We start from the raw sequence: 25,258 nt of genomic DNA, 5'->3' as shown, positions 1-25,258 counted from the left end.
ACCAGTCGTCGACAGTGCGCTACGACCTATTGACCAGGGGTGACGAAGCTGGGCAGGATCGCCCCGGGCGCGGGCTGACAACCTTGTCATCGGGGCCGCGCACCCCACACCGGGGGACGGGGTGAGACCCGTTGCGCCGGTCCGGCCTTGCAAGGAGCGTTGATGAATCTCCGCCGCCCACTGGGGCTCGTCGCGTCTCTGGGACTCGTTGTGACAATGTCGACTGCCATGACGCCAGCGAATGCCGTCTCAACCACGTCGGAGGACCAGCCGGTGGCCACCGGGTCCTCCTTCTTCACCTCGTTCGAGCCGGGACAGCCACAGCCCGGCTACACCGACACGGTCGAGACCCGGCCGGACGGGAAGCCGCGCACCGACGGTGTCCGCGGCCCCACGCCGACCGGGATCGGCGGCAGCGAGATGGACAAGGTCACCAAGGTGACCGCGAACGGCGAGAACACCGGAGGCGGTGAGATCGCCACCAACGCCGCCGACGGGGACAAGTTCACCAAGTGGCTGGTGTTCGAGCCGACCGGCTGGCTGGTCTACCAGACCTCGGCCCCGGTGGTGATCCGCAAGTACGCGCTCACCTCGGCCAACGACGCCGACGGCCGCGACCCGCAGAACTGGACCGTCTCCGGCTCGAACGACGGGACCACCTGGACCACGCTGGACACCCGGACCGGCGAGAGCTTCGAGAACCGGTTCCAGACCAAGGATTACAGCTTCTCGAACGAGACGCCGTACACCTACTTCAAGCTGGACATCACGCTGAACCACGGTGAGAACATCGTCCAGCTCGCCGACTGGTACCTCTCGAACGGCGCCCCGCTGCCGCCGCCGGGCCCGGTCGTCGAGTCCCGGCTGGACTCCGGCCCGACCAGCGCCTACAACGCCCGCGCCCGGGTCGGCTACACCGGCGTCAAGTCGTTCCGGTACGCCGGCCACCAGACCGCCGAGGGCCGCGGCTACAGCTGGAACCGGATCGCCGACGTCGACCTGAAGATCGGCAAGGACACCCGGCTGTCGTACAAGATCTTCCCCGAGCACACCGAGGGCGACCTGAGCTACCCGAGCACGTTCGCCGCGCTCGACCTCGCGTTCTCCGACGGCACCTACCTGAGCGATCTGAAGGCGCGCGACCACCACGGCTTCGAGCTCAGCCCGCGCGGCCAGGGTGATGCGAAGGGCCTGTCCACGAACCAGTGGAACAACGTGGAGGCGGACCTCGGCACGGTCGCCGCCGGCAAGACGGCGACCCGGATCCTGGTCGGCTACGACAAGCCGTCCGGCCCGGCCGAGTTCCGCGGCTGGATCGACGACATCCGGATCGCCGCCGCGATCAACCCAGACCGGGCCGCCCGGAAGACCGCGGCCAAGCACCCGTCGGACCTGGCGATCACCACCCGCGGGACGAACTCGACCGGTGGGTTCTCGCGCGGCAACAACTTCCCGGCGACCGCCGTACCGCACGGCTTCAACTTCTGGACGCCGGTCACGAACGCGGGCTCGACGTCCTGGCTGTACGACTACGCCAAGGGCAACAACGAGGCCAACAAGCCGACCATCCAGGCGCTGTCGATCAGCCACGAGCCGAGCCCGTGGATGGGTGACCGGCAGACGTTCCAGGTGATGCCGTCGACGGCCGCGACCCCGACCGCGGACCGCAAGGCGCGGGCCTGGTCGTTCAGCCACGACAACGAGATCGCCCGGCCGTACTACTACGGCGTCACCTTCGACAACGGCAACGCCGCCGAGATCGCGCCGACCGACCACGCCGCGCTGCTGCGGTTCTCGTTCCCGGCCGGCAAGGCGTCGCTGGTGTTCGACAACGTGAACAACAACGGCGGCCTGTCGCTGGACCCGGAGACCGGCACCGTCACCGGCTTCAGCGACGTCAGGAGCGGCCTGTCCACCGGCGCCGGCCGGTTGTTCGTGTACGGCGTCGTCGACCAGAAGGTGATTGCCTCCGGCAAGCTGTCGAACGGCGGCGGCGCGAATGTCGGCGGGTACTTCGGCTTCGACCCGAAGGTCACCCAGGTCCAGCTCCGGATCGCCACCTCGCTGATCGGCACCGAGCAGGCCCGCCGGAACCTGGAGCTCGAGCTGCCGGCCGGGTCGAAGTTCGGCAAGGTCAAGGACGACGCCCAGGCCCAGTGGGACGCGAAGTTGCGCACCATCGAGGTCGAGGGCGCGACGGCGGACCAGCTGACCACGCTCTACTCGAACCTCTACCGGCTGTTCCTCTACCCGAACAACGGCTCGGAGAACACCGGCACCCGCAAGGACCCGGTGATCAAGTACGCGTCCCCGACCTCGCCGAAGGTGGGCACCGACACCCCGACCACGACCGGCTCGAAGATCGTGGCCGGGCAGACGTACGTGAACAACGGCTTCTGGGACACCTATCGGACGGTGTGGCCGGCGTACTCGCTGTTCGCCCAGGACTCCGCGGCCGACCTGGTCAACGGGTTCGTCCAGCAGTACAAGGACGGCGGCTGGATCTCCCGCTGGTCGTCCCCGGGCTACGCGAACCTGATGGTCGGCACCAGCTCCGACGTCGCCTTCGCCGACGCCTACCTGAAGGGCATCAAGGGCATCGACGTCCAGGCCGCGTACGACGCCGCCCTCAAGAACGCGGCCGTCGTGCCGCCGTCGCAGAACGTCGGCCGCAAGGGCCTGGACCTGTCCACGTTCAACGGCTACACGGCCAACACCACCGGTGAGGGCTTCAGCTGGTCGATGGACGGCTACATCAACGACTTCGGCATCGCGAACATGTCGAAGCGGCTCTACGACACCGCGAAGAAGAACGACCCGCGCAAGCAGGAGTACCTGGACAACTACAAGTACTTCCTGAACCGGGCCCGCAACTACGTGACCCTGTTCGACCCGGCGCTCGGCTTCTTCCAGGGCAAGGGGCCGGACGGCGTCTGGGGCAGCTCGCCGGGCACCTTCGACCCGCGCGACTGGGGTCACGACTACACCGAGACGAACGCCTGGAACATGGCGTTCTCGACCCCGCAGGACGGTGCCGGCCTGGCCGCGATCTACGGCGGCCGCGACGGGCTGGCGAAGAAGCTCGACGAGTTCTTCAGCACGCCGGAGGACGCCCTGCACACCGGCGGGTACGGCGGCACCATCCACGAGATGCTCGAGGCCCGCGACGTACGGATGGGTCAGTACGGGCACAGCAACCAGCCGTCGCACCACATCGCGTACATGTACGACTTCGCGGGTCAGCCGTGGAAGACCCAGGAGAAGGTGCGCGAGGTGCTGTCCCGGCTGTACCTGGGGTCCGAGATCGGGCAGGGGTACCCGGGTGACGAGGACAACGGCGAGATGTCCGCGTGGTACCTGTTCAGCATGCTCGGGTTCTACCCGCTGCAGGTGGGTGCTCCGTCGTACGCGATCGGGTCACCGCTGTTCACCAAGGCGACGGTACGGCTGGCGAACGGCAAGAAGCTGGTGGTCAGCGCGCCCGGCAACGACGCGCGGAACATCTACGTCAAGGGCGTCCGGGTGAACGGCAAGAAGTGGACCTCGACCGCGCTGCCGCACGAGCTGATCGCGAACGGCGGCAAGATCGAGTTCGAGATGACCGACAAGCCGTCGAAGTGGGGCACCGGCCGGAACGACGCGCCGCCGTCGATCACCACGCCGGGCGAGGACCCGAAGACATGGCAGGACTCCACGTCAGACGAGGGCGCCGTGGTCGGCGCCGGCGGTCTGGACGTGACCGCGCTGACCGATGACGACGCCAAGACCCAGGTCACGCTGACCGGCGCCAACCCGACGATCACGGTGGCACTGCCGCAGGGCCGCCCGGTCGGGATGTACACGCTGACCAGCGGCGCCACCGGCGCGGCGCCGTCGGGCTGGGTCCTGGAGGGGTCGAACGACGGTACGACGTGGTCGCCGGTGGATCGCCGTACCGGGGAGAAGTGGGCCTGGGCGTCGTACACCCGGTCGTTCTCGATCGCCTCGCCGAAGGCCTACACGCAGTACCGGCTGGTGCTCACGGCCGCGGGCGCGGACGGCGTCACGTTGTCCGAGCTCGAGCTGCTCGGGACGCTGCGGGGTGTCGAGCCTGGCACCCACCCGAGCGACAAGCGGGCCGCCGAGACCAAGCCCAGCCCGACCCCGTCGGCGTCGATCGACCGGAACTACGGGTAAACGTCAGCGGGGCGGCGGCTTGGTCGCCGCCGCCCCTGCTGGACGATCTTCCGGCGGAGCCTGCCCCTGAAAGGTTCCGCCGGACGGAGTGAGGAGGGGTGGCGGTCCCCGCCCGGACTGCCACCCCTTCATCCCTAACGACGTGCGAACCGTCCGTAGGGTTGCCTCCGGCCGAAATCGTCCACATGCCGGACACCGAGTCAGGTGACGGCGGCGAACCAGACGAGGTTGAGCGCGACCACGGCCGCGCCGGCGGCGACGGTGGCGGGCCAACTGAGACCCGCTCGCCGGGCGAACACCGGCAGCGCGAGCGCCATCGCCAGACCGCCGATCTGCACGGTGAACAGGTCGCCGAGCAGGTCGACCACGCAGTGATCCGCCGACGGGGCGCACAGCGGAGCGCCGGTGCGCACCATCAGTTCGTACGCGAACGCGGCGAGCAGGCCGGCCAACACTGCCTGCAGCAAACTCCTGCCGAGCAACCGGGTGTCCATGCGATCACGCTAGGCGAGCGGACACCCGCCGTACCTGAGTGAAACTACTCAGCCGGTCCAGCGGCCGGTAAAGAAGCCGGCTGCCCAGATCGCGGCCAGGGGTATCGCCAGGGCCAAGTAGAGGCGCCCGAGCCAGCGTTTGCGCTGGACGAGGACGGCCAGGCCGATCCAGAGCGGCCACCACAGAAGGGTCGCCCGGGTGAGCGAGTAGATCCAGAACGACGTGCAGAACGCGCCGACCGTGGCGGCGACCCAGGCGGCCTCGCCCCAGGAGCGGCGCCAGACCAGCCATGCGAGCAGCAGCAGGCCGATCACCAGAGTGACCAGCTCGGCCCGGAACATCCAGGTCCAGTCGCTGCGCTCGGCAGCGAAGTGGCCCCTGCTCGCGGCCTCGATGGTGTGCCAGATCGAGGTCCACGGCAAGGTGAACTCGCGCGCCCAGCCCTTCTCCTGCGCATCCTGCCAGGCGAACCACGAGCCGTGGATCTGCTTCAGGTACGCCATGAAGCCGAGCACCGGGACGGCCGGCAACGCCAGCCAGGGCAGCGACAGCCAGTCCCGCTTCTTCGAGGTGACGAACTCGACGATCAGTGCGAAGGCGAGGAAGATCCCGGACACCCGGACCGTCGATGCCATCGCGACCAGGATCGCGGCCCGGGCCCACCGGCCCTGCCGGGCGGCCAGCCAGGCCGGGAACGCGAACGCGCAGAACAGCGCCTCGGTGTAGCCGGCGGCAAGGAAGACAGCGACCGGCGCCGCGAACCAGACCAGCGCCGTGATCGGGCCGAGGTCCTTCACCTGAGGGAACTCGTACTGCGCCAGTCGCGCCAGGTAGACCGCGGCGACGGCGCTGGCGACCGCCGACACGACGATGCCCGCGGCAACGTAACCGATGCCGGTGTAGCTGACGAGTCGCACGAGCACCGGGAAGCCGGGGAAGAACGCGGCCAGCGGCGCCCCGGACGGCTCGCCGTTCGCGTAGCCGAACTCGGCGACCGCGTTCAGGTGCCAGACGTCCCACTGCAGCCAGGCCCGCCAGACGTTCGGAAAGTCCTTGCCGCGGTTGAACAGCAGCGGCGCCGAGATCGCGAGCAGGAACAGCCCGGCCCGGGTGACCAGCCACCAGCCGAGCACCTCCCGCGTCATCGCGGTCGGCATCCACCGTTGCCGGCGCACCCCTTCGACCCGAGCCCGCCGCGCTCCGCCCGGCTTCTCGGGCCCGCCCGGCTTCTCAGGCCGTTGCTCATTGGCCGCCCGCTCAAACACCGACGACCCACCCCCAGAAACCCACCCGAGCCCGACTCACGCCCCCATGGTGCCCCATACCGAAAACAACCGGCGGCACCCGGGTGGGGTGCCGCCGGTCGAAGCTATTGTCCTGCGCCGGGTGTCTCCGGCGTCGCGGTCGGCTCGGTCGTCCCGGTCGGTAACGGTGGCCAAGCCGGCGTCTTGGTCGGCTTGGTTCTCGTCGGAGTCTCAGTCGGCGTGTTCGTGGGCTTGCGAGGCGTCTTCGACGGCGGGGGCGTGTTCGTCGGAGTTGGCGTGCTCGCCGGCGGCTTCGACGGCGTCGGCGTCGGGGTCGGGGTCGGGCTGTCCTTGATGGCGTCCTCGTCCGGCTCGGCGAACTCCGAGTCCGACACACCTTCGAGAGCCGGCTTCATGAACGCCAGCCAGGTCTTCAGCGGCCAGCCACCACCGAAGAACGCGGCCTGGTTCGAGTAGGGGTCGAGGTCCGACTCACCGGTCTTTCCGGCGCGGTAGAGGACCGCGGTCGAAAGCTCAGGCGTGTAGCCGGTCCACCAGGAGGTCAGGGTGTCGGCGCCGTCCTTGCAGCCGCCGCACTCGGCGTTCTCCTTTCGGTGCTCGACACCGACGCCACCTGCCGTACCGGTCTTGCCGGCTACCGCGCGGCCCAACTCACGGGCGTCGGTGCCGGTGCCCTCCTTGACCACGTCCTGCAGCACGTAGTTGACCATCTTGGCGACCTCGGGGTCGATGGTCTGCTTGCTCTGCTTGTCCAGCAGATCCTTCTTCTCGGACCACAGCACCTCGCCGTCCGGGCCGGTCACGCTCTTGATCGTGTGCACCGGGGCGAACTTGCCGTCGGCAGCGAAGGTCGCGTAGGCGTTCGCCATGTCGACCGGCGACGCGTACGGGTCCGGGCCGAGGACGGTGGACGGGTTGTCCCGGCCGACCTCCAGCGCCTTGGTCTTCGGGATGCCGGCCGCCTCGGCCGCGTCCACTACCTTGGCCGGCCCGTTCTCCATCTGCTTGTCGACCAGGTCGTAGAACGCGGTGTTGACCGACTCCTGGGTCGCATAGAGAAGATCGACCTCGCCGTAGTCCCGGTCGAACTCGTTGTTGAGCTCCTTGCCCTGGATCTCGATCGGGCTGTCGCCCTGGAAGGTGTCGTAGATCGTCTTCCCGTCCTTCAGCGCCGCGGCGACCGCGAACGGCTTGAAGGACGAACCCGGCCGGGCTTTGAGAGTTGCCCAGTTCAACTGACTCTTCAGGTAGTCCGGTCCGCCGTACATGGCCAGCAGGCCACCGGTGCCCGGCTGGACGGTGGCCATCCCGACATGGAGGTTGTCGCGCTTCTCCGGCAGCTCCTTCGTCGCCGCGGCGATCATCTTCTTCTGCAGGCCGTAGTTGAAGGTGGTGACCACTTTCAGGCCGCCGCCGCTGATCTCGTCCTGGGTGAAGCCCAGCCGCAGCAGCTCCTTGCGCGCCATGTCGAGCAGGAAGCCGTTCGGACCCTTGTAGCGGTTGTTCTTCTTCTGCTTCTTGCTGAGATCGGGCAGCTTGTTGGCGTATTTCACCGCCTGAGTGTCGTTGATCGTGCCCATCTGCCGCATACCGTCGATGACGTACCGGTACCGCTCGACGATCCGCTTCTGGGTGCGCGGGTCCTTGTCGTCGATGTCGAACAGCGTCGGGTTGTTCAGCACCGTCGCCAGGAAGGCGGCCTGCTGCACGGACAGCTTCCGCGGATCCGGCTGTCCGAAGTAGGCGGCGCCGGCCGCGGAGATGCCGTAGGCGCCCTCACCGAAGTAGATGGTGTTGAGGTAACCCTCGAGCGTCTTGCTCTTGTCCTGCTGCCGGCTCAGCTTGGTCGCGATGAACAGTTCCTGGAACTTTCGGGAGACCGTCCGCTCCTGGGTCAGGTACATGATCTTCACGTACTGCTGCGTGATCGTCGAACCACCCTGCAACTGCTCGCCCCGCGCGATGTTGAACGCGGCCCGCGCCATACCCGACGGCGAGATGCCGGGGTTGGTCCAGAACGTGCGGTCCTCGGCCGCGATCACCGAGTCCTGGACGTGCTTCGGGATCTGTGACAGCGGCACGGTGGTCCGGTTCTGCTCGTAGAAGGAGCCCAGCGGGTTCTTCTGGTCCGCGAACGTCACCGTGGTGGTGTTGGTGGTGAACTCCTTGTTGATGTCCGGGATCTTCGTGGTCTGATAGACAATGAAAAAGGCGGCGACCGATCCGATCACCCCCACGAAGAACAGAGCGAGGAGCCAGCCGCCGACCCGGAGCGCCCAGTGTTTCTTGCGCTTGACGGGTACGGCCTTTCTACGAGCTTCACTCACAGTGCAATCCTCGACGATCTCGCGGAAGTCATTGCCCCACAGACTACGGTGGGTGTGGTAACGGCCCCGAATCCGCTCCGGATGCTAACAACCCACCCGGTCACCCGCGAGTCGGGCGGGCAGAGCCTTACCAAGTTCTGCCGGAGCCGATAGCAAGCGGTTACCCCGTGACGTGCGGTGCGAGCAAAGTCACGCCGACCAGGGCGGCGGGGAAGCAGGCCAGGAACATGGTGAAGGTGTAACCCATGATGTCGCGGGCCTTGAGGCCGAGGATGCAGGAGTAGATCGCGACCAGCGGCGGGAACAGGAACTGGTTGCTTGCCTGCACCAACCAAACCGGCTAGCCGGGCGGAGATGCCGGTGTACGCGATCATCCCGAGGATGCCGCCGTACAAGGGAACTGCACGAGTACGCCGGCCGCCGCCGGAGCGCCGTCGCGGACCGCCCGGGCCATCCGCCACGGCCGCCAGTGCAGCAGCAGCGTGAGCAGGAACAGGATCAGGTTGACCGTGTTCAGGTCGAGGGCGTTGAAGAAGCTCTTCCCGCTGAAGTAGCGGACCAGGTACACCACACCGAGCAGCACGATCAGCAGGCTGAACAGAGCACCACGAAGGTGCACATGGCTGTCGGCCATGACCCTCCGCTCCTGGACCACGACTCATCCTCGGCGTGTGGCCGTGAGCAAGGTGACATACGGCGACTTTGTCAGGTCTTGTCCACAGGTCTCGGTTCTGCTTACAGTGGCGGCACGATGTATCGAGTCGATACATCAGGTCATGCCAAACTAGACCGAGGGAGGTGGGGTCATGGGAAACCGCAGTGGGGTCCTGGAACTCGCCGTACTCGGTCTGCTGCATGAAGCGCCGATGCACGGTTACGAGCTCCGCAAGCGCGTCAACGCCCAGTTCGGCTGGGGACGCGTGCTGTCGTTCGGTTCGCTCTACCCGTGCCTGAAGGCAATGCTCCGCAACGGCCTGATCACGGCCGACTCCGGTACGCCGGAGCCCGGTCGCAGGCCCAAGATCGTCTACACGATCACCGCCGACGGCAAGGACTACTTCGCGCACGCGATGCACGACGCAGGTCCGTCGGCGTGGGAGGACGACACGTTCGGCGTCAGGTTCTCGTTCTTCGGCCGGACCGATCCGGCCACCCGGTTGCGCATCCTCGAGGGCCGCAGGGCCCGGATGGAGGAGCGGTTGGCCAACTTCCGGGCAGCGATGAGCCGGACCGCGGAGCGGATGGACGCCTACACCCTCGAGCTGCAACGGCACGGCCTGGAGTCGGCCGAGCGCGAGGTCCGCTGGCTGAACGAACTGATCGACGGCGAGCGGCGGCAACAGCGGCCCCCTGACCAGCATCACCCGCCTACCCAAGGAGATCCCAGATGACCTCGATCCGCGTAGCGATCGTCGGCGTCGGCAACTGCGCCAGCTCGCTCGTCCAGGGCGTGCACTACTACCGGGACGCGAAGCCCGCAGAGCGCGTCCCCGGTCTGATGCACGTCGTGTTCGGCGACTACCACGTCAAGGACGTGCAGTTCGTCGCCGCTTTCGACGTCGACGGCAAGAAGGTCGGCCTGGACCTCGCCGACGCCATCGGCGCCAGCGAGAACAACACGATCAAGATCTGCGACGTGCCGCCGACCGGCGTCACCGTCCAGCGCGGTCACACCCTCGACGGCCTCGGCAAGTACTACCGCGAGACCATCACCGAGTCCGACGCCTCGCCTGTCGACGTCGTCGCGGCGTTGCGGGAGGCGCAGGTCGACGTACTGGTCTGCTACCTCCCGGTCGGCTCGGAGCAGGCGGCGAAGTTCTACGCCCAGTGCGCGATCGACGCGGGTGTCGCGTTCGTGAACGCGCTGCCGGTGTTCATCGCCGGCACCAAGGAGTGGGCGGACAAGTTCACCGCGGCCGGCGTGCCGATCGTCGGCGACGACATCAAGTCGCAGATCGGCGCGACCATCACGCACCGGGTGCTGACCAAGCTGTTCGAGGACCGCGGCGTCACCGTCGACCGCACCTACCAGCTGAACGTCGGCGGCAACATGGACTTCAAGAACATGCTCGAGCGGGAGCGGCTGGAGTCCAAGAAGATCAGCAAGACCCAGTCCGTCACCTCGCAGCTTCGCGACGAGATCGACGACCGGAACGTGCACATCGGCCCGTCCGACTACGTGGCCTGGCTGGACGACCGCAAGTGGGCGTTCATCCGGCTCGAGGGCCGCAACTTCGGCGACGTCCCGCTGTCGCTGGAGTACAAGCTCGAGGTCTGGGACTCGCCGAACTCGGCCGGCATCATCATCGACGCCATCCGGGCCGCGAAGATCGCCAAGGACCGTGGCATCGGCGGGCCGATCCTGTCGGCGTCGTCGTACTTCATGAAGTCGCCGCCGGAGCAGTATGCCGACGACGTCTGCCGCGACCTGGTCGAGAAGTTCATCCGCGGCGAGGTCGAGCGCTGAGGTCTCGCTAGGTTGTGGGTATGCGGCTGCACGTGGGATGTGCCCAATGGACACATCCCGCGTGGCCGCAACCCCCGCGGGACAAGCTCCGCGCGTACGCGTCGTGGTGCAACGCGGTCGAGAGCAACACGACCTTCTACGCGACACCGTCCCGCTCGTCCGTCGCGTCCTGGGCCGAGCAGACGCCGGACGACTTCCGCTTCGTGGTGAAGCTGCCCCAGCTCATCACCCACGAACGCCGCCTGACCGGGGTCGAGGTCGAGCTGCGCGCCTTCCTCAACGCGATCGAGCCGCTCGGCCCCCGCAACCACTGCGTGTGGATCCAGCTCCCGGCGTCTTTCTCGCCCACTGACCTCGGAGCCCTCGCCGCGTTCCTGCACCAGGCACCCCGCGACCACCGGTACGCCGTCGAGGTCCGCCATCGCTCCTTCTTCGACGACTCCCGCGCGGCCGGCAACCTTGAACGGGTGCTGGCGCGTGCTGATGCCGAGTGGATCCCCTTCGACACCGGCACCTTGTTCGGCAAACGCCCCACCAGCTACGCCGAACGCGACGCCTGGATGAAGAAGCCCCGAGTCGCCCGCCGCACCCGAGCCCTCACCGCCTTCCCGACGGTCCGCTACATCGGCCGGGACTCGGTCGAGGAGACCATCGCCGGCTGGCAGTACCTCGTCGACCAGGTCACCACCTGGCTCACCGAAGGCCGCTCTCCCACGATCTTCCTCCACACCCCCGACAACGCCGAGTCCCTCAACCTGGCCCGCCACTTCCACGCGGCCGTGCGCACTCGCCTCCCGGACCTACCCGCCCTCCCCGACCCGGTGGAACTCGAGCCTCCGACGCTGTTCTGACACTTATCCACAACCGAAAACTTCGCGGCTGAAACTGGGCCGAATCTCCATATGTTCCCCGCCGAGATCACCCCTCGGGAGGAACCATGGAGCATTCACACCCCACCCCACCAACCAGCTCGCCCCGCTCGACACCGGCGGAGCGACGGGCCAGAGCAGACTGGCTGGTCACAGAACTGCGGCGGCTCGCGGCGGCCACCGACAACCCGCATGAGCGAGCGAACCTCCAGAGATCCGCGGACTCCCTGATCCGCCTCGCCACGGCCCACAAGCCGTGACCGCCACCCTGGTCGCCTCGCACGCGGCCACCTCGCCCGACGACCTGCTCGCCCGCAGCGCACCGGCGGCGGTCGCGATCTCCGGCGCCGACCAGTCCGCCTGGAACGGCGAGATCGTCCGGACCACCGACGGCGTACTCGGCCTCGCCCACTGGGACGGCACCCTGTACCTCGGCGACGGCATCCTCGACCCATTACGCCAGATGTACGAGCGTGCCGGCCAAACCCAACCGGCGACCGACCTCATCAGCTATCGCGAGGCCCTGGCCACCCTCCTCCACGAACACGCCCACTTCCTCGGCCCGGCCGGCGCAAGCCAGGAGGCGGCACGGGGCGCCTTCATCCAGCCCGGCTCCCGCCAACTCGAGGAAGGCATCGCCGAAGCCTGGGCCCAGGACCACCTGGACGAGTTCCTGATCCGCCTAGGAGTCGACGAAGTTGCCCCCGGCATCCACGACGTCGAGTCCACCGGCTACTACCCGGCCTTCGTCCCAGCCATCCGCATCCTCACCACCGACCTGGAAACTCGAGCCGGGCTCGCCCAAGGCGAGGTCCTCAACACCCTCAACCGCCAAACCGCCGAAGGCCAGTTCCCCCTCCTCGTCGGCCTCCTCTACAACTCAACCCGCCTACCCGACCTGGACACCCACACCCAAGCCACCACCACCCGCAACCGCCTCGAACACCTCCTCCGCGAAGGCCTGTCCCACCTGGACACCTACGAGCTCCACCCACCCGGCCACGCCGGCGCCCGCTCCCGCTCCACCACCGCCCTCCTCCTGACCCACCTCCAGTCCGAACTCACCTCCGCCGAGTCCGCCCACCACCCCCACCCCACCGCCTGCGCCCTCCCCGCCCCAACCCCCATCCCCACGTCCTCCACAGCCCCCGCACCAACTCCCACACCGGCATCCGCAGCCGCAGCCGGGAACCCTTCAGCCGTCCCTTCGCGCCTGATCCCAGGCGGCATATCGACCCAGCACGCCTTCTACACAGCCCTCGCCGGCCTGCCTCCCCCAACACTCACCCGAACCACCACCCCCACCTCAGCCTCTCCACCACCCCGCCCAACCCCAACCTCCCAAGCCCTGTCCCGCTAACCGTCCGCGCCACCTGCACAGCGAGAGTCCACCAACCTCCACCCACGCGTACTAGGTGTCGGTCGGGCGGTGGAGCGCGTCAACCAACTGATCCACGACGAGATCCGGCGATCGAATCCAATCGGTGGTGAGCACGTGGTGAACTCGCCAACCAGTAGCAGTCAGAGCTCTCGGATGCGTGGTCAGCCGCTCAAGCAACGAGTCGGCCTCAACGCGTTCCGGAGTATCAACAAGAACAGCAAGCCGATACCCAACAACACCAGGCAGCTTCAACGCCAAATCACACCGAAACACCGACTCCCCCACCCCCGTCTCCACCACAACCCCCCGCCCCTCCAACGCCGCCCCCAACTGCCCAACCACACCCCCGCCACCCCGACTTCCGACGCCCACCCCCGCAGCAGCATCCGACGCACCCGCCCCCGCATCGGCACCCGACGCACCGGCCGCCATACCGACTCCCGACGCACGCGCCCCCGCACCAGCATCCGACGCACCCGTCGCCGCATCGGCACCTGACGCACCGGCCCCCGAACCGGCATACGACGCACCTGCACCCACACCACGCCAGCCGTCGCCCGACACTGCAGACCCACCTGCACGGGTTCCTGCATCGGCACCGGCGCGGATTCCCGCACCGGAAGCAGCGCCCGACGCAGCACCCCGCTCGTCGGCCGCACCCGCCACACCGCCAACACCGTCGACCGCGCCGCTCTCCGCGGCACCCGGCGCGACGGCATCGGGCGCAGTAACAGCCGTAGTTTGCTCGCTGGCCTGGCCGCTGCCGACGCTGGTGCTTGTGGCAACGGTGCTGGATTTGCCCGGGGAGCTGGCGCGGGCGTGCGGGTAGGTGCCGAGGATGGCCTTGGCACCGGTGGAGTTGCCTTGGGAGATGGCGGTGGCGTACGTGAGGAAGCGGCGCAGGGTGTTGGCGCCGTCGTTGTAGGTGTTCGTGATGGCGTCGGGCTCGATGCTGCTGACAACGACCATGTGTTCGCGCGCACGACTGAAGATGACGTTGAGACGCTTCTCGCCACCGGAGGTGTTGATCGGGCCGAAGTTCATCAGCATCCGACCGTCCGGGCCGGCGGCGTAGCAGACGCTCATCAGGACGATGTCGCGTTCGTCGCCCTGGACGTTCTCCAGGTTCTTCACGAACAGGCTGATGTCTTGCTCGCCGAGCGTACGGGCCTGCTCGGCCTCGTACAGCGCGGCGAATACCGGGTCCGCCTCCGCCAGTTCGTCCAGCGCCCGTTCGATCTCACCCTGTTGAGCCTCGGAGAACGCGACGATGCCGATGCTCTTCCCAGTCCGGCGGCTGAGCAACTCGCGCACCAGCCCGGCGATCCATTGCGCCTCGGCAGGGTTGGTACGCCGTACGTAGACACCGTCGACGAGCCGCACAGCGGTGATGCTGCCGGCGAGCAGGCTGTCGCACACCTCAGCCACCGCGGGTGCATCCGACCGGAGCGTCCACGGTGGTGCCGTATGCGCGGGAAGCCGGTCCGGAACAGTCGCCAGACGCCCCTGGTAGAACGCCGAGTTGCTGAAGGAGATCAGTGCCTCCGAGCGACTCCGGTAGTGCCAGGTCAACATCGTCGACGCCAGCCGCAACGCACTGATCGACAAGAAACTGTCCTCAGTCAACGCAATCCCCACCTGCTCAGCAACCCCGTCATCCTCAAACTCATCCCCACCGTCAACTGCGGGATCTTGTCGGTTGAGCGTGGTGCCGGGGGCTTCAAGGGCGGGGGTGGTGGTGTCGGGGGTGGGCGTCAGAGGGGTGGGGCTTGGGCGGGTGTGGGCTGGGGTGGGAAGGGGGTGGGGGGTGGTGCGGGGTTGGAAGTATTGGGTTGGGGGGAGTTGCATCTGGTCGCCTACGACGATCAGCTGGGGGGCTCGGTGCAGGGCGGGGATGGCTTCTTCTACGGGGATTTGGCTCGCTTCGTCGTAGATGACCACGTCGAAGGACGTGGTGAGGGGCAGGGTGTCGGACACCGAGGAAGGGCTCATCAGCCAGACAGGGCGGAGGAGCGAGACGACGGTCCCGGGGGCGCCGGAGGCGAGGTCCCGGATGGAGCGGTAGCGCATGACCTTCCCGAACTCGTGCTCCAGTTCGCGGCGGCCGGTGGCGAACGTCTTCTTGCGTGCGCGGTCTTCGGGCGACATACCGCTGACGCTGAGTTCGGAGTGGGCGAGTTCGGTCAGGAAGCGACGCCGTACCTGGGCGACGACGATGTCAGCGTTGAGGGTGGTGAGCTCGTCGTAGAGGAGGCTCAGTTCGCCGACGATCGCGTTGACTTGTGCTGAGGAGAGTTGCAGTGGGGCGGCGGAGCGGATGCGGTCCCACTCGGCGGCGCAGACGGCGTACTCGAGTTGGTCTGGAGAGGCATCGACCTGTCGCACGGCGGTCTGCACGGACTCCGGGGTAGTCGCGAGGTCCTGCAGGGCTGGGCCTACGAATCGCAGGATTGGCTCGGCGGAGGCGAGTTTCTCGATCAGGTCGCGTACGGCGGGGATGGTGAGGTCCTCGTACTGCGGTGCCAGCAGGGCGGACGTGGATGCCTCGGCCAGGTCGAGGGTGTCGGCGACGCGAAGGAGGGCGGCGGGAGCGCCGGGTTGCAGAGCGAATCGCCAGTCGTCGAGGTGGGGATTGTTGCGGGTTGCGGTGAGGCGGGTGAGCAGTTGGCGGGGGTCGTCGGTGCCCCACTCGCGTTGGGTTTGCTCGGTGTGTTGCTGGACGGCGGCGGTTGCGTCGTGGGCGGCGATGAGGTCGGTGAGTAGTTCGACGATTGTTGGGCGGACGGCTCGGGTTGCGGTGTCGAAGCGGGTGTTGATCAGGGACTTCAGTCGTCGCCAGTCGCCGTTGAGGAAGGAGAAGAGGGTTCCTTCTTTGCTTTGGGCAAGCTTCAGGGCGGAGCGGGCGTCGGTGGGGGTCAGTGGTTCGTTCCAGCCGGATGCTTCTGCCCAGGCTGAGCGTTCCGTCGCGATGAGGTGTTCGCGGTCGGCGGCTGACGCGTTCAGGCGCTGTGCGGTGGCTGAGCGGGGGTCGATGGCGTCGACGAGGTTGCGGTCGGCGAGCGGGCTGATCACGCGGCCGAGTTCGGCGAGGGCCCTGACTTGCTTCACCGTCCACTCGCCCCGTTGACCGCCCGCCCGGCCACGGTCCTGCTCGTTGCTGCCGGACTGGGCCGGGCCGGGGTCGGGAGTGCCGGACTGCGTCGGGGTGCGGTCGGAACTGCCGGACCGGGACGGGGTGGGATCGGGGGTGCCGCCGCTGGCCGAGCTGGCGATGGGGTCCGGTGACGAGGTCGTCGGAGGTCCATCGGTGCCGGAGGAGGCGGGGGGCGGCTCGGGCGTGGGCGGGGAGGGGCGCGTGGGTTTGCGGGTGGTGGGGGTTTCGGGGAGGGCGGGGGAGGTTAGGGCGGTGGCTGTGGCTGTCCAGGTGGGTTGTAGGGCGCGGGCTTGGTCGGGGATGGCGGGGTCGGACCAGCGGGTGGGGGTGATGAAGGCGAGGGGGGTGCGGGCGAGTACACCGGCTGAGGCGGGGTCGGCGGAGGCCAGGTCTCGGGCGAGCTTGCGGACGATCGCCCGTGCGGGCCACCAGTCAGCCGGCGATGGGATCAGGTGCCGTTCACCATCGACCTGGAGGAACACGGCCGGCGCGCTTGACGGGGCGGGTGAGAGGTGGGGGTGGGGGTGGGGGCGGTGGTGGAGGAGGGTGGTTAGGAGGGTTCGGAGTGGGGGGTGGCCTGTTGTGAGGGTTTGTTCGTGGGTGGTGACTGTGGTTAGGAGGTGGTTGATGCGGGTGGTTAGTTCGGTGCGGCGGGTGGTGAGGGGAGTTAGGTCGTCGGTGGACGTCAGCCAGGACTCGTAGGTGTCGCGGAGGCTGTGGATGAAGGCCTTCTTGTCGGACTGGGAGTCGTGGATGAGGGTGCAGAGGTCGTCCAGACCGCGGCTGGCGAGGCGGGCGTGGACTACGTCCAGGGCGGCACGCTTCTGGCAGACGAACAGGACTCGCTGACCGCGGGCGACGAAGTCGGCGATCATGTTGGTGATCGTTTGGGACTTGCCGGTGCCGGGCGGGCCCTGGATGACGAAGCTCTCGCCGCGCTGGGCTCGCGCGATCGCGGCGACCTGGGAGCCGTCGGCGGGGACGACGAGCTGGCGCTCAGCAACCGGGAGCTCAGGGGGTGGGCTGCTGATCGGGCGCGGGCGGTCGGAGAACAGCTGGTCGAAGGAAGGGCACGACGTCCCGGTGGCGAGCAGTTCGTCGTAGTCCCGGACGAGGCCGAGCGTCCGGTAGTTGAAGTTCGCCAGGGCCACCGCGCACAGGTCCACATCCCACGAGTACGGGCCGCCGTCAGTGTCCAGCGTGTACGTGTCGGTCTCGATCGCAGCAGGTCGACGTGGCTCGCCGCCGAGGGTGACGCCGAGCGGGAGCTCCGGGGCGGCGAGCTGGGCGCGGAAGATCTGCACGCCGAGCGGCTGGTAGTCGGTCCGCCGGTACGAGTACGCGTACTGCCGCCCGCCGAACTCATGCGCCGCGTTGCCATGCTGCCGGCGGCGGTAGTTCCGCAGCTTGAGCATGGCGCGCTGCCGGACCAGATCGATCCGCGGCTTCTCCCGCAGGTGCAGCTGCAGCCCCGGCTCGGTCGACCGGATCTCCTGCGCGAGTTGCGCGTGCAGTGTCGCCAGGGCGCCCGGCTCGGCGAGGTCGACGTACTCCGGCAGGTTGATCCCGTACAGCTGGTGCAGGTGGTGCCGCAATGTCGGGTTGACCTCGGCGACCGGATCGGTGATGCGCAGCGTGTACGAGTCCCGGACGCCGCGCTTCTTCACCAGTTCGACCTTCGCCAGCACTAGCGGTGAGGCGAGCCGGGTCTGCGGATCGTTCTTCAGGTCGTGCCAGCGTAGGAAGGCCGGCACCAGACGCAGCTGGTCCTGGCCGTACTCGGCGCGATCCCGCCGCGCGGTCGCGATCAACTTGTCGAGCGACAGGGCGGCGTACGGCGCTTCGTCGTACCGGATCCAGCGCCCGAGCGGCTGGGGCTTGCCGAGCAGGGATGCGCCGAGGTCGTCGCGCCAGGTGAACAGCTGGTCGGGGCGGATCGTGCGCACATCGAGCATCAGCGGGACCGACACCTCGGTGAGGTTCAGCGTCTGCGCGGTCGGGCGGAAGTTGATCAGCCGATTGCGCCGGGACAGGTCGAACAGCCGGTCCCGCAAAGCCCGAAGCACCGCGGTACGGCGGTCTGCCACGCCCTGCGTGATCGCTGCTACGTCGAAGTCGAGCGGCTGATCCCGGTAGTTCTCCAGCTGCTCGATCAGGGAGTGAAGGTCCTGCGCGCGGCGATGGCGATCCGGCTCCGCCATCCGGGCGGCGACCGAGACGATCACCGGGTGCAGGGCCGGGTCGAGGGCATGGAGGTTGCCCCGCGCATCGATCAGCCGGGCCACGTCGTGAGTTCGGGACAGGTCGAGACCGCAACCGAGCCCGATCAGCAACTGGCCGAGGCTGAAGATGTCGGTGAGCTGGTCGTGGTGGCCGAGCACGTGCTCCCAGCTCTGCCAGCCGGCTACGTGCACCGGCGCGGTGATCGCGGCCGGGACCGGCTCGACCACCGTGGTCTGCGGCCGGCCGCCGCTCTCACCGAGGTCGACATCGGACTGCCGGTGCGCGACCACCTCGACCGCAGGTGCCCGCGGACCTTCCCGGGACGCCAAGGCCGACTCATTGAGCAATGGGCGGCCGGCCAAGGACGGGTCGAAGCCGAGCCTGCTCTGCTCGTCGACTGTGATCCGGTCGAGTCCGCGCAGCGGCGCGACCAGCCCGCGCTCGTGCACAGCGGCCGTCGCATGGAACAGCGGCAGCACCGCGGCCAGCAGCGCGTCGTTGCCGAGCCCGCCTCGCGAGACCGCGAGAGCGACCAGGTCCTCAGCGCTCATCCGACCACCTCGTCCGCGGCCTTGGCCAGCTTCGCCCGGCGCTTGTCGCTCCAGCCGAGCTCGTCGTCGGCCAAATCGTCGTACGCCGTCAGTCCCGCGCGCCGGGCGATCACCATCGAGGCGACCAACCCGTCGTCGCCGGTGTCCGGGTCGGCGGTCGCGAGGTCCAGCAGCAGGTAGCAGAGGTACCGCTTGGTGGCATCGACAAGCGGTCGTGGTCGCGGCAGCGGTGCGCCGTCGATCGGCCGGACCGCCAGCGGCTCGTCGAACCGAGGCGTCGTGGATGCCGGGACGCCGAGCGGCCCGGGCGGATCCGAGAAGCCGGCGGCGAAGGTGGCGACCGCGTCCGTCCGTAGACCCGACGTGTGTGCGATCGACGCCGCGAACTCCCGGCTCAGGTCGCGCAGCAGGACCGCGTCGAGGAGGTCCGGCGCGTCGATGTCGAGCGGACCGGTGATCAGCGACTCCATGTCGTCACCGGCGAGCCAGTTCTTCAGCGCCCACGCCCGCGCGACGCCCTCGGGATGCGAGGTGCCACGGCTCCCGGTGCTGAGATCGAGCTCGTCCGCCTGCCGCAGATACGCCTCCGGGTCAGCGGTGCTGAGGCCGGTCTGGAGTTTGAGGAGCGCACGGATCGTCACGCTGAGGTCGCCGCAGGCCGTGAGCGCGCCGCGGTCGGCGAACAGCTCGGTCGCCAGGCTCCACCGCCGATGGGTCTCCAGGTACTGCTGTGGTGTGCGCGCGTCACCGGCGGCCGCGTCCAGCAGCCGATCCACCGCGAGGTAGTCGCCGTCGTCGGCGTGCCACAGCACCCGATGCGCCAGCTCGTGGCCCATCACAGCGGTCAGGTCGTCGTGATCCAGCTTCTCCAGCAACGACCCCTCGAAGACGACAACCGCCGCACCCGCTTGGTGGACGTAGTGGGCGTTGGGCGCGGCCCCATCCACCTGGAAGAACGAGAGCTCCGTGTCCACGCCCAACGCTTCCGCCGCCCTACGGCCTGCCTGGTGGACCTCCGGGTGCACCGACTCTTCAAGCCGATAGGCGTTCCGCAGCAGTACGTCGTCCAGCCGGCCGACCGGCCCGCCTCGGAGGGCTGCCCAGGCACGCTCGTCCACGCGGCGTACGTACGCCAGCACGGCCCGGTGGTAGCCCAAAGGCGACAGCATTCCGCCACAGTAGCCACGCCCACCGACGAAAGCCGCCCGACGGCGGCGGGTACGGTGACGGGACGTCGCCCGTTCGAAGGAGTTGATCGATGAACCTGGTCGAGGAAGCCGCCGCCATCGGACCGGGACTGGTCGAGCTGCGGCGGGAGTTGCACCGGATCCCGGAGGTCGGACTCGATCTGCCCAAGACGCAGGCGATGGTGCTCGACGCGCTGGCCGGGCTGCCGCTGGAGATCAGCACCGGCAGCGAGCTGACGTCGGTGGTCGGCGTACTGCGCGGTGGCCGTCCAGGGCCCACGGTGTTGCTGCGCGGCGACATGGACGCGCTGCCCGTGGTCGAGGAGACGGACCTCGAGTACGCGTCCACCAACGGAAGCATGCACGCGTGCGGCCACGACCTGCACACGGCCGGCCTGGTCGGTGCGGCGCGTCTGCTCAGTGCGCGTCGCGAGGAGCTGGAGGGCAACGTGCTCTTCATGTTCCAGCCGGGCGAGGAGGGCCTGGGTGGTGCGGGCTACATGCTCAGGGAGGGCCTGCTGCAGGCGACCGGAGACAAGCCGATCGCGGCGTACGCGGTCCACGTCTGGTCGCAGGCTGCGAAGGGCCTGTTCCAGACGCGGCCGGGGACGATGATGGCCGGCTCGAACCAGTTGCACATCACCGTGCACGGCAAGGGTGGGCACGGCTCGTCGCCGTACACGACAGTGGATCCGGTGCCGGTGGTGGCCGAGCTCGTGCTGGCGTTGCAGACGTACGCGACGCGCAAGGTGAACGTGTTCGACCCGGTGGTGATCACAGTGACCCAGCTCGCGGCCGGGGTCGCGGTCAACGTCATCCCGAACACGGCCCGGCTCGGCGCCACCGTGCGAACGCTGTCGCACGAGACGTTCGACCAGTTGTCACGCGATCTGCCGGCGTTGGCTCAGGGCATCGCCGCGGCGCACGGCTGCACGGTCGAGGCCGACTTCGCCCTGCAGTACCCGGTGACGATCAACGATGCCGCGAGTACGGCGCACACCGTCGAGCAACTGACTCAGTTGTTCGGCGCCGACCGGGTGCCGGCGTTCGACAACCCGCTGATGGGGTCCGAGGACTTCTCCATGGTGCTCAATGAGGTGCCCGGGACGTTCGTGATGCTCGGCGCTCGCCCGGACGACGTCGGCGAGGACGGTCCGTCGAACCACTCCAGCGTGGTGCGCTTCGACGACGCAGTACTGGCCGACCAAGCTGCCGCACTCGCCCACTTGGCGACCACGCACCTCATCCCGGCTTAGAAGAACCTGATGGCTGGCCGACCCGCCAGAGGCCGGCCAGCCGCAGGGATCAGGACGGCGCGACCGTGAGGCTGTAGGCCCACGGCTGCCGTAGGTGGAGTAGCCGGTGCACCGGCCGTGGCGGTCCGTTGCTGGCGGCAACCTCGGCGCCGGCGACGGCGAGTGCACCGGTGCGGCCGGAGGTGCTGTGCAACGGAATCTCCTCACAGGCTTCCCCCACCAGGACCCGGGGCCGTCGATCTCGGTGGGAACGACGGCCCCGGGCAGTTCAGGTGTGTCAGCTGACGCGGACCGTGTAGCCGCCGCGGCTGCCGTACGTCGAGTAGCCGGTGTTCAGCGGGTTGCCGTAGCCGGTGTTCTCGATCCGGAGGTAGTACCGCCCGGCGGTGACCTGCCGGCTGAGGCTCGCGCTCAGGCCGGTCGGGGTCGACGCGTTGGTCTGGCCCGCAGCCGGGTCGGCGGTGGCCAGGACGGTGCCGGCGGAGTTCAGCAGTTGCAGCTTGATGTCCAGATCGGCGCCGGAGGCGGCCGCGTTCGCCGCGAAGGTGAAGGTGCCGGCGGACAGGTCGATCCGGAACGTGTCGACGTCCGAGTCGTTGGCGTACACACCGCTCACGCTGGTGCCGAGAGTCAGAGCGGTAGCATCACTCATGCCGTTGCCGTGGTCGTCGGCCCGCAGCGCCAGGCCGTTCTGGGCGGCCACCGCGAAGTCGTCTTCCTTGTTGTTGGCACCGGAGTACTCGCCTTTGCTCCACTGGCTGATCGCCTTGGAGTAGCCGACACCCATGATCGGGGCCCAGGCGCCGTGACCCTGGTAGTAGCCGACAGACGACGTACCGTCGTGGCTGAGGCCGATGTTGTGGCCAGCCTCGTGCGACGCCGCCTCGGCGATGTTCTTCGCGCCGGTGCCGACGCCCTTGGTGAAGACCAGAGCGGGCTGGTAGTACGAGTGGTTGCTGCTGTTGTCGTACACACCCACGTAGGCGACACCGCCGCAACCACAGCCGGACTGGTACCACGTGGTCGGGTCGATCAGGACCCGGGTGCCGTACTGCTGGTCGGAGCCGCCGGACCGGGTGATCGCCGACGCGGCCGGCTCCTGCGTGGTGACGTCCACGTCGAACGGCGCGTAGTCCTCGGCGACGCGGGCCCAGACATCGCGTACGACGTCCTGCTCGGCCGTGCTCCACGTGCTCGTGCTGCCGTTCGTGTCGTACGGCGTGACGTTGACGGTGGAAGGCTTGCCGTTGGTGTTCCACGCCGTACCGGTGATGGTGTGGCCGGTGAAGTCCAGGTAGATGACGCGGTTCGAGCCCGGCTTGCTGTGCAGCTCGAACGCCGGACCGGTCGCGGCGGCGACCGCCTTGGTGGCCCAGCGCGGGGACGCTGCCGACGCCTTCTGGGTGCCGGCGACGGGCTCGCGGTAGAACAGCGTGCCCTCCTGGTCCAGCCAGGCGGTCTTGTCGGTCGCCAGGATCTGCTGCAGCTTCGGAGCCGGGATGCCGTTGCGCTCGGACAGCTCGGCGAGCCGGGACTGGACCTTGCCGAGCGCGGCCTTGCCCTGCAGCTCCTGACCTAGAAGCTGGTCGATCGGGGTGGGGACTGGCTCTTGGGCGTCGGCCTGGTTGCCGGCGACTACGGCCAGCGCGCCGAAGACGACGGCTCCGGCGCCGACCAGGGCGCCGGTGCGGCGGAAACGGGTGTGCATTAGGGGGTCCTCCTCAGGGACTCCTACGCCTCACTTGTGACATGCCTCACGTGCGGTGGGCGGCTCCGCACTGTGCGTAGCCTGCCCGATGGCTGTCCGGGTGGCTATAGCTCTCCGCGGAATTAACCTTCGTCTGCCGAGCAGACCGCCGACCCGTCGCTGCGCCATGATGAGCCCGAAGGGACGAGGGGAGATTCCGATGCGGTTCATGATGATGTTCCGGGCCAGTGAGGGGTCCGAGGCTTGGGAGAACCCCAGCGAGAAGAGCCTGACCGAGATGGGTCTGGTGATGGCCGAGATGGCCGAGAAGGGGGTCCTGCTCGCCGGCGAGGGCCTGCTGCCCAGTTCGCGGGGCGTCCGGATGCAGCTCAGCGGCGGCAAGCAGCGGGTCGTCGACGGGCCGTTCGCGGAGACCAAGGAACTGATCGCCGGGTTCTGCCTGATCGAGGTCGCCTCCCGCGAGGAAGCACTCGAATGGGGCTGGCGCTGCCTGGCCGCCGACGACGGCAACTCCGGCGGGCTGGAGATCCGGCAGGTCGCCACCGAGGCCGACTTCGGCGCCGAGTTCACGCCTGAGGCACGGGCCCGGGAGGCGGCGACCGGGGTCAAGGTCGCGGAGAACTACCGGAGCAGCAGCACCTGACGGATCGACGTACCGGCCGCCAACCGGTCGAACGCCTCGTTCAGGCCGTCGAGCTCCACGGTCGAGGTGAGCAGCCGGTCGATCGGGAGCCGTCCGGCCTGGTAGAGCGCGATGTAGCGCGGGATGTCGCGGCTGGGGACGGACGAGCCCAGGTACGAGCCCTTCACCGTGCGCTCCTCGGCGACCAGGCTGACCGCCGGGACGCTGAAGGACTGCGACGGGTGCGGCAAGCCGACTGTGACGGTCGTGCCGCCGCGGCGGGTGGCGAAATACGCCTGCTCGAGCACCTTCGCGCTCCCGACCGTCTCGAAGGCGTAGTCGGCTCCCCCGGACGTTGCCTCCCGCACCTGGTCCACCGCGTCGTTGTCGCGGGCATCGACCGTGTGAGTGGCGCCGAGCGACCTGGCCAGCTCCAGCTTCTCGGGTACGACGTCCACCGCGACAACCGGATGCGCACCGACCAGGACCGCGCCGAGCAGCGCCGACAACCCGACCCCGCCGAGACCGAAGACGACTGCGCTCCGGCCGGCCCGGACCTGGGCGGTGTTCACCACCGCGCCGACGCCGGTCATCACCGCACAGCCGAACAGCGCCGCGATTTCCGGCGGCAGCGACGGGTCGATCCGCACCGCCGACCGCGCCGACACCACCGCGTGGTCGGCGAACCCAGACACTCCGAGGTGGTGGTGCACCCCGTCCAGGCGTCGCACGCCGTTCAGCAGGGTGCCCGCCGTGTTGGCAGCGGCGCCCGGCTCGCACAGCGCGGCCCGGCCCTCCGCGCAGGGCGCGCACTCGCCGCACGCCGGCACGAAGGCGAACGCCACCGTGTCACCGGCCGCGAACCCGGACGCCTCCGAGACCACGACCTCGCCGGTGGCCTCGTGGCCGAGCAGCATCGGCATCACCCGAGGCCGCGAGCCGTCGATCACCGACAGGTCCGAGTGACACAGCCCAGCCGCGCGGATCCGGACCAGCAGCTCCCCCGGTCCAGGCGGCGCCAGCTCGACCTCTTCCACCTGCAGCGGGCGTGAATCGGCGTACGGGCTGGGCAGGCCCATCTCCCGCAGTACGGCGCCGCGCACGATCATCCGGTGATCCCTTCGAGTGCCTGGCGGATGGTGTCCGGGACCGGAACCGGGCGGCGGTCCTCCCGGCCGACGAACACGTGCACGAACCGGCCGGTCGCAGCGGGCTGGTCCGAGCCAGCGCGGAACAGGCCGATGTCGTAGCGGACGCTCGAGGTGCCCAGCCGGCCGACCCGCAGTCCGGCGTCGACCGTGCCCGGGAACTCCAGCGACTCCTTGAACGTGCACTGCGAGTCGACGCACAGCCCGATCACCGCGCCGCCGTGGATGTCGAGCCCGCCGACCCGGATCAGGAAGTCGTTGATCACGGTGTCGAAGAAGCTGTAGTACTCCACGTTGTTCACGTGCCCGTAGACGTCGTTGTCCTTCCACCGCAACGTGATCCCCAGGAAGTGCGGAAAGGAGCTCCGGTCCATCGCCCCACCATAAGGTGATGGCCATGAGATTCGTCCTGCCGAGTATCTGACAAGG

General features: G+C 68.6%; 18 protein-coding genes. 7 read left to right on the top strand and 11 right to left on the bottom strand.

Annotated features, from left to right (window positions below; genetic code table 11):
- Window positions 1-273 precede the first annotated feature (273 nt).
- The gene (locus tag AB0H36_RS00285) at window positions 274-4,176 is read left to right on the top strand and encodes a GH92 family glycosyl hydrolase (protein WP_360513899.1); all 3,903 of its coding nucleotides are present in this window, start codon (window positions 274-276) and stop codon (window positions 4,174-4,176) included.
- Between the two features lie 200 nt (window positions 4,177-4,376).
- Here AB0H36_RS00285 and AB0H36_RS00280 read toward each other — a convergent pair whose 3' ends face one another.
- The 5 genes from AB0H36_RS00280 to AB0H36_RS00260 form a co-directional block, all read right to left on the bottom strand.
- A complete protein-coding gene (locus AB0H36_RS00280; RefSeq protein ID WP_360513896.1) occupies window positions 4,377-4,670 on the bottom strand; it encodes a hypothetical protein in 294 nt (97 codons plus the stop codon).
- Window positions 4,671-4,718: 48 nt separating this feature from the next.
- On the bottom strand, window positions 4,719-5,846 hold the full coding sequence (locus AB0H36_RS00275; RefSeq protein WP_360513893.1) for a mannosyltransferase family protein: 1,128 nt from the start codon (window positions 5,844-5,846) through the stop codon (window positions 4,719-4,721).
- A gap of 194 nt (window positions 5,847-6,040) precedes the next feature.
- Window positions 6,041-8,263 (bottom strand): transglycosylase domain-containing protein, encoded by a 2,223-nt coding sequence (locus AB0H36_RS00270; RefSeq protein WP_360513890.1) that lies wholly within the window; start codon window positions 8,261-8,263, stop codon window positions 6,041-6,043.
- Window positions 8,264-8,423: 160 nt separating this feature from the next.
- Complete coding sequence (locus AB0H36_RS00265) at window positions 8,424-8,594, bottom strand: hypothetical protein (protein WP_360513887.1); 171 nt, start codon at window positions 8,592-8,594, stop codon at window positions 8,424-8,426.
- Between the two features lie 39 nt (window positions 8,595-8,633).
- Window positions 8,634-8,897, bottom strand: a complete 264-nt coding sequence (locus AB0H36_RS00260) for a TIGR00366 family protein (RefSeq protein ID WP_360513884.1) — start codon at window positions 8,895-8,897, stop codon at window positions 8,634-8,636.
- A 172-nt stretch (window positions 8,898-9,069) separates the two neighbouring features.
- Here AB0H36_RS00260 and AB0H36_RS00255 point away from each other — a divergent pair, with 172 nt between their 5' ends.
- The 4 genes from AB0H36_RS00255 to AB0H36_RS00240 all read left to right on the top strand — a co-directional run bounded on the left by AB0H36_RS00255 (window position 9,070) and on the right by AB0H36_RS00240 (window position 12,959).
- Window positions 9,070-9,654, top strand: a complete 585-nt coding sequence (locus AB0H36_RS00255; protein WP_360513881.1) for a PadR family transcriptional regulator — start codon at window positions 9,070-9,072, stop codon at window positions 9,652-9,654.
- Window positions 9,651-10,730, top strand: a complete 1,080-nt coding sequence (locus AB0H36_RS00250; RefSeq protein WP_360513878.1) for an inositol-3-phosphate synthase — start codon at window positions 9,651-9,653, stop codon at window positions 10,728-10,730. Before AB0H36_RS00255 ends, AB0H36_RS00250 begins: the two co-directional genes overlap by 4 nt.
- 20 nt (window positions 10,731-10,750) lie before the next feature.
- Complete coding sequence (locus AB0H36_RS00245) at window positions 10,751-11,581, top strand: DUF72 domain-containing protein (protein ID WP_360513875.1); 831 nt, start codon at window positions 10,751-10,753, stop codon at window positions 11,579-11,581.
- Between the two features lie 274 nt (window positions 11,582-11,855).
- A complete protein-coding gene (locus tag AB0H36_RS00240; RefSeq protein WP_360513872.1) occupies window positions 11,856-12,959 on the top strand; it encodes a hypothetical protein in 1,104 nt (367 codons plus the stop codon).
- 51 nt (window positions 12,960-13,010) lie between these two features.
- Here the strand turns inward: AB0H36_RS00240 and AB0H36_RS00235 are convergent, their stop codons facing one another.
- Window positions 13,011-18,908 carry an AAA domain-containing protein gene (locus tag AB0H36_RS00235; protein ID WP_360513869.1) on the bottom strand — a complete coding sequence of 1,966 codons (5,898 nt, stop codon included), beginning with the start codon at window positions 18,906-18,908 and terminating at the stop codon, window positions 13,011-13,013.
- Window positions 18,905-20,077: a M48 family metalloprotease gene (locus AB0H36_RS00230; RefSeq protein ID WP_360513866.1), complete on the bottom strand. Its 1,173-nt coding sequence runs from the start codon at window positions 20,075-20,077 to the stop codon at window positions 18,905-18,907. Before AB0H36_RS00230 ends, AB0H36_RS00235 begins: the two co-directional genes overlap by 4 nt.
- Window positions 20,078-20,166: 89 nt before the next feature.
- Between AB0H36_RS00230 and AB0H36_RS00225 the strand changes: the two genes are divergently transcribed.
- Window positions 20,167-21,351 carry a M20 family metallopeptidase gene (locus AB0H36_RS00225; RefSeq protein ID WP_360513863.1) on the top strand — a complete coding sequence of 395 codons (1,185 nt, stop codon included), beginning with the start codon at window positions 20,167-20,169 and terminating at the stop codon, window positions 21,349-21,351.
- Between the two features lie 49 nt (window positions 21,352-21,400).
- On the opposite strand, the gene AB0H36_RS00220 is transcribed toward AB0H36_RS00225, so the two are convergent.
- Window positions 21,401-21,544 carry a hypothetical protein gene (locus AB0H36_RS00220; protein ID WP_360513860.1) on the bottom strand — a complete coding sequence of 48 codons (144 nt, stop codon included), beginning with the start codon at window positions 21,542-21,544 and terminating at the stop codon, window positions 21,401-21,403.
- Between the two features lie 84 nt (window positions 21,545-21,628).
- Window positions 21,629-23,059, bottom strand: a complete 1,431-nt coding sequence (locus AB0H36_RS00215) for a zinc-dependent metalloprotease family protein (RefSeq protein ID WP_360513858.1) — start codon at window positions 23,057-23,059, stop codon at window positions 21,629-21,631.
- Window positions 23,060-23,258: 199 nt separating this feature from the next.
- On the opposite strand from AB0H36_RS00215, the gene AB0H36_RS00210 reads away from it, so the two are divergent.
- Window positions 23,259-23,702, top strand: coding sequence for a YciI family protein (locus tag AB0H36_RS00210; protein ID WP_360513855.1), 444 nt, complete (start codon window positions 23,259-23,261; stop codon window positions 23,700-23,702).
- Here AB0H36_RS00210 and AB0H36_RS00205 read toward each other — a convergent pair.
- Both AB0H36_RS00205 and AB0H36_RS00200 read right to left on the bottom strand, forming a co-directional pair.
- A complete protein-coding gene (locus AB0H36_RS00205; protein ID WP_360513852.1) occupies window positions 23,681-24,790 on the bottom strand; it encodes a zinc-dependent alcohol dehydrogenase family protein in 1,110 nt (369 codons plus the stop codon). The genes AB0H36_RS00210 and AB0H36_RS00205 overlap by 22 nt on opposite strands.
- Entirely contained in the window at window positions 24,787-25,203 is a 417-nt protein-coding gene (locus tag AB0H36_RS00200) for a thioesterase family protein (RefSeq protein ID WP_360513849.1), read from the bottom strand. Before AB0H36_RS00200 ends, AB0H36_RS00205 begins: the two co-directional genes overlap by 4 nt.
- Window positions 25,204-25,258 lie beyond the last annotated feature (55 nt).

It is taken from the genome of Kribbella sp. NPDC050820 (assembly GCF_040653975.1).
In the GTDB taxonomy this organism is placed as follows: domain Bacteria; phylum Actinomycetota; class Actinomycetes; order Propionibacteriales; family Kribbellaceae; genus Kribbella.
The sequence above is the reverse complement of the archived record's forward strand: the minus strand, read 5'-3'. Positions and strand labels throughout refer to the sequence as shown.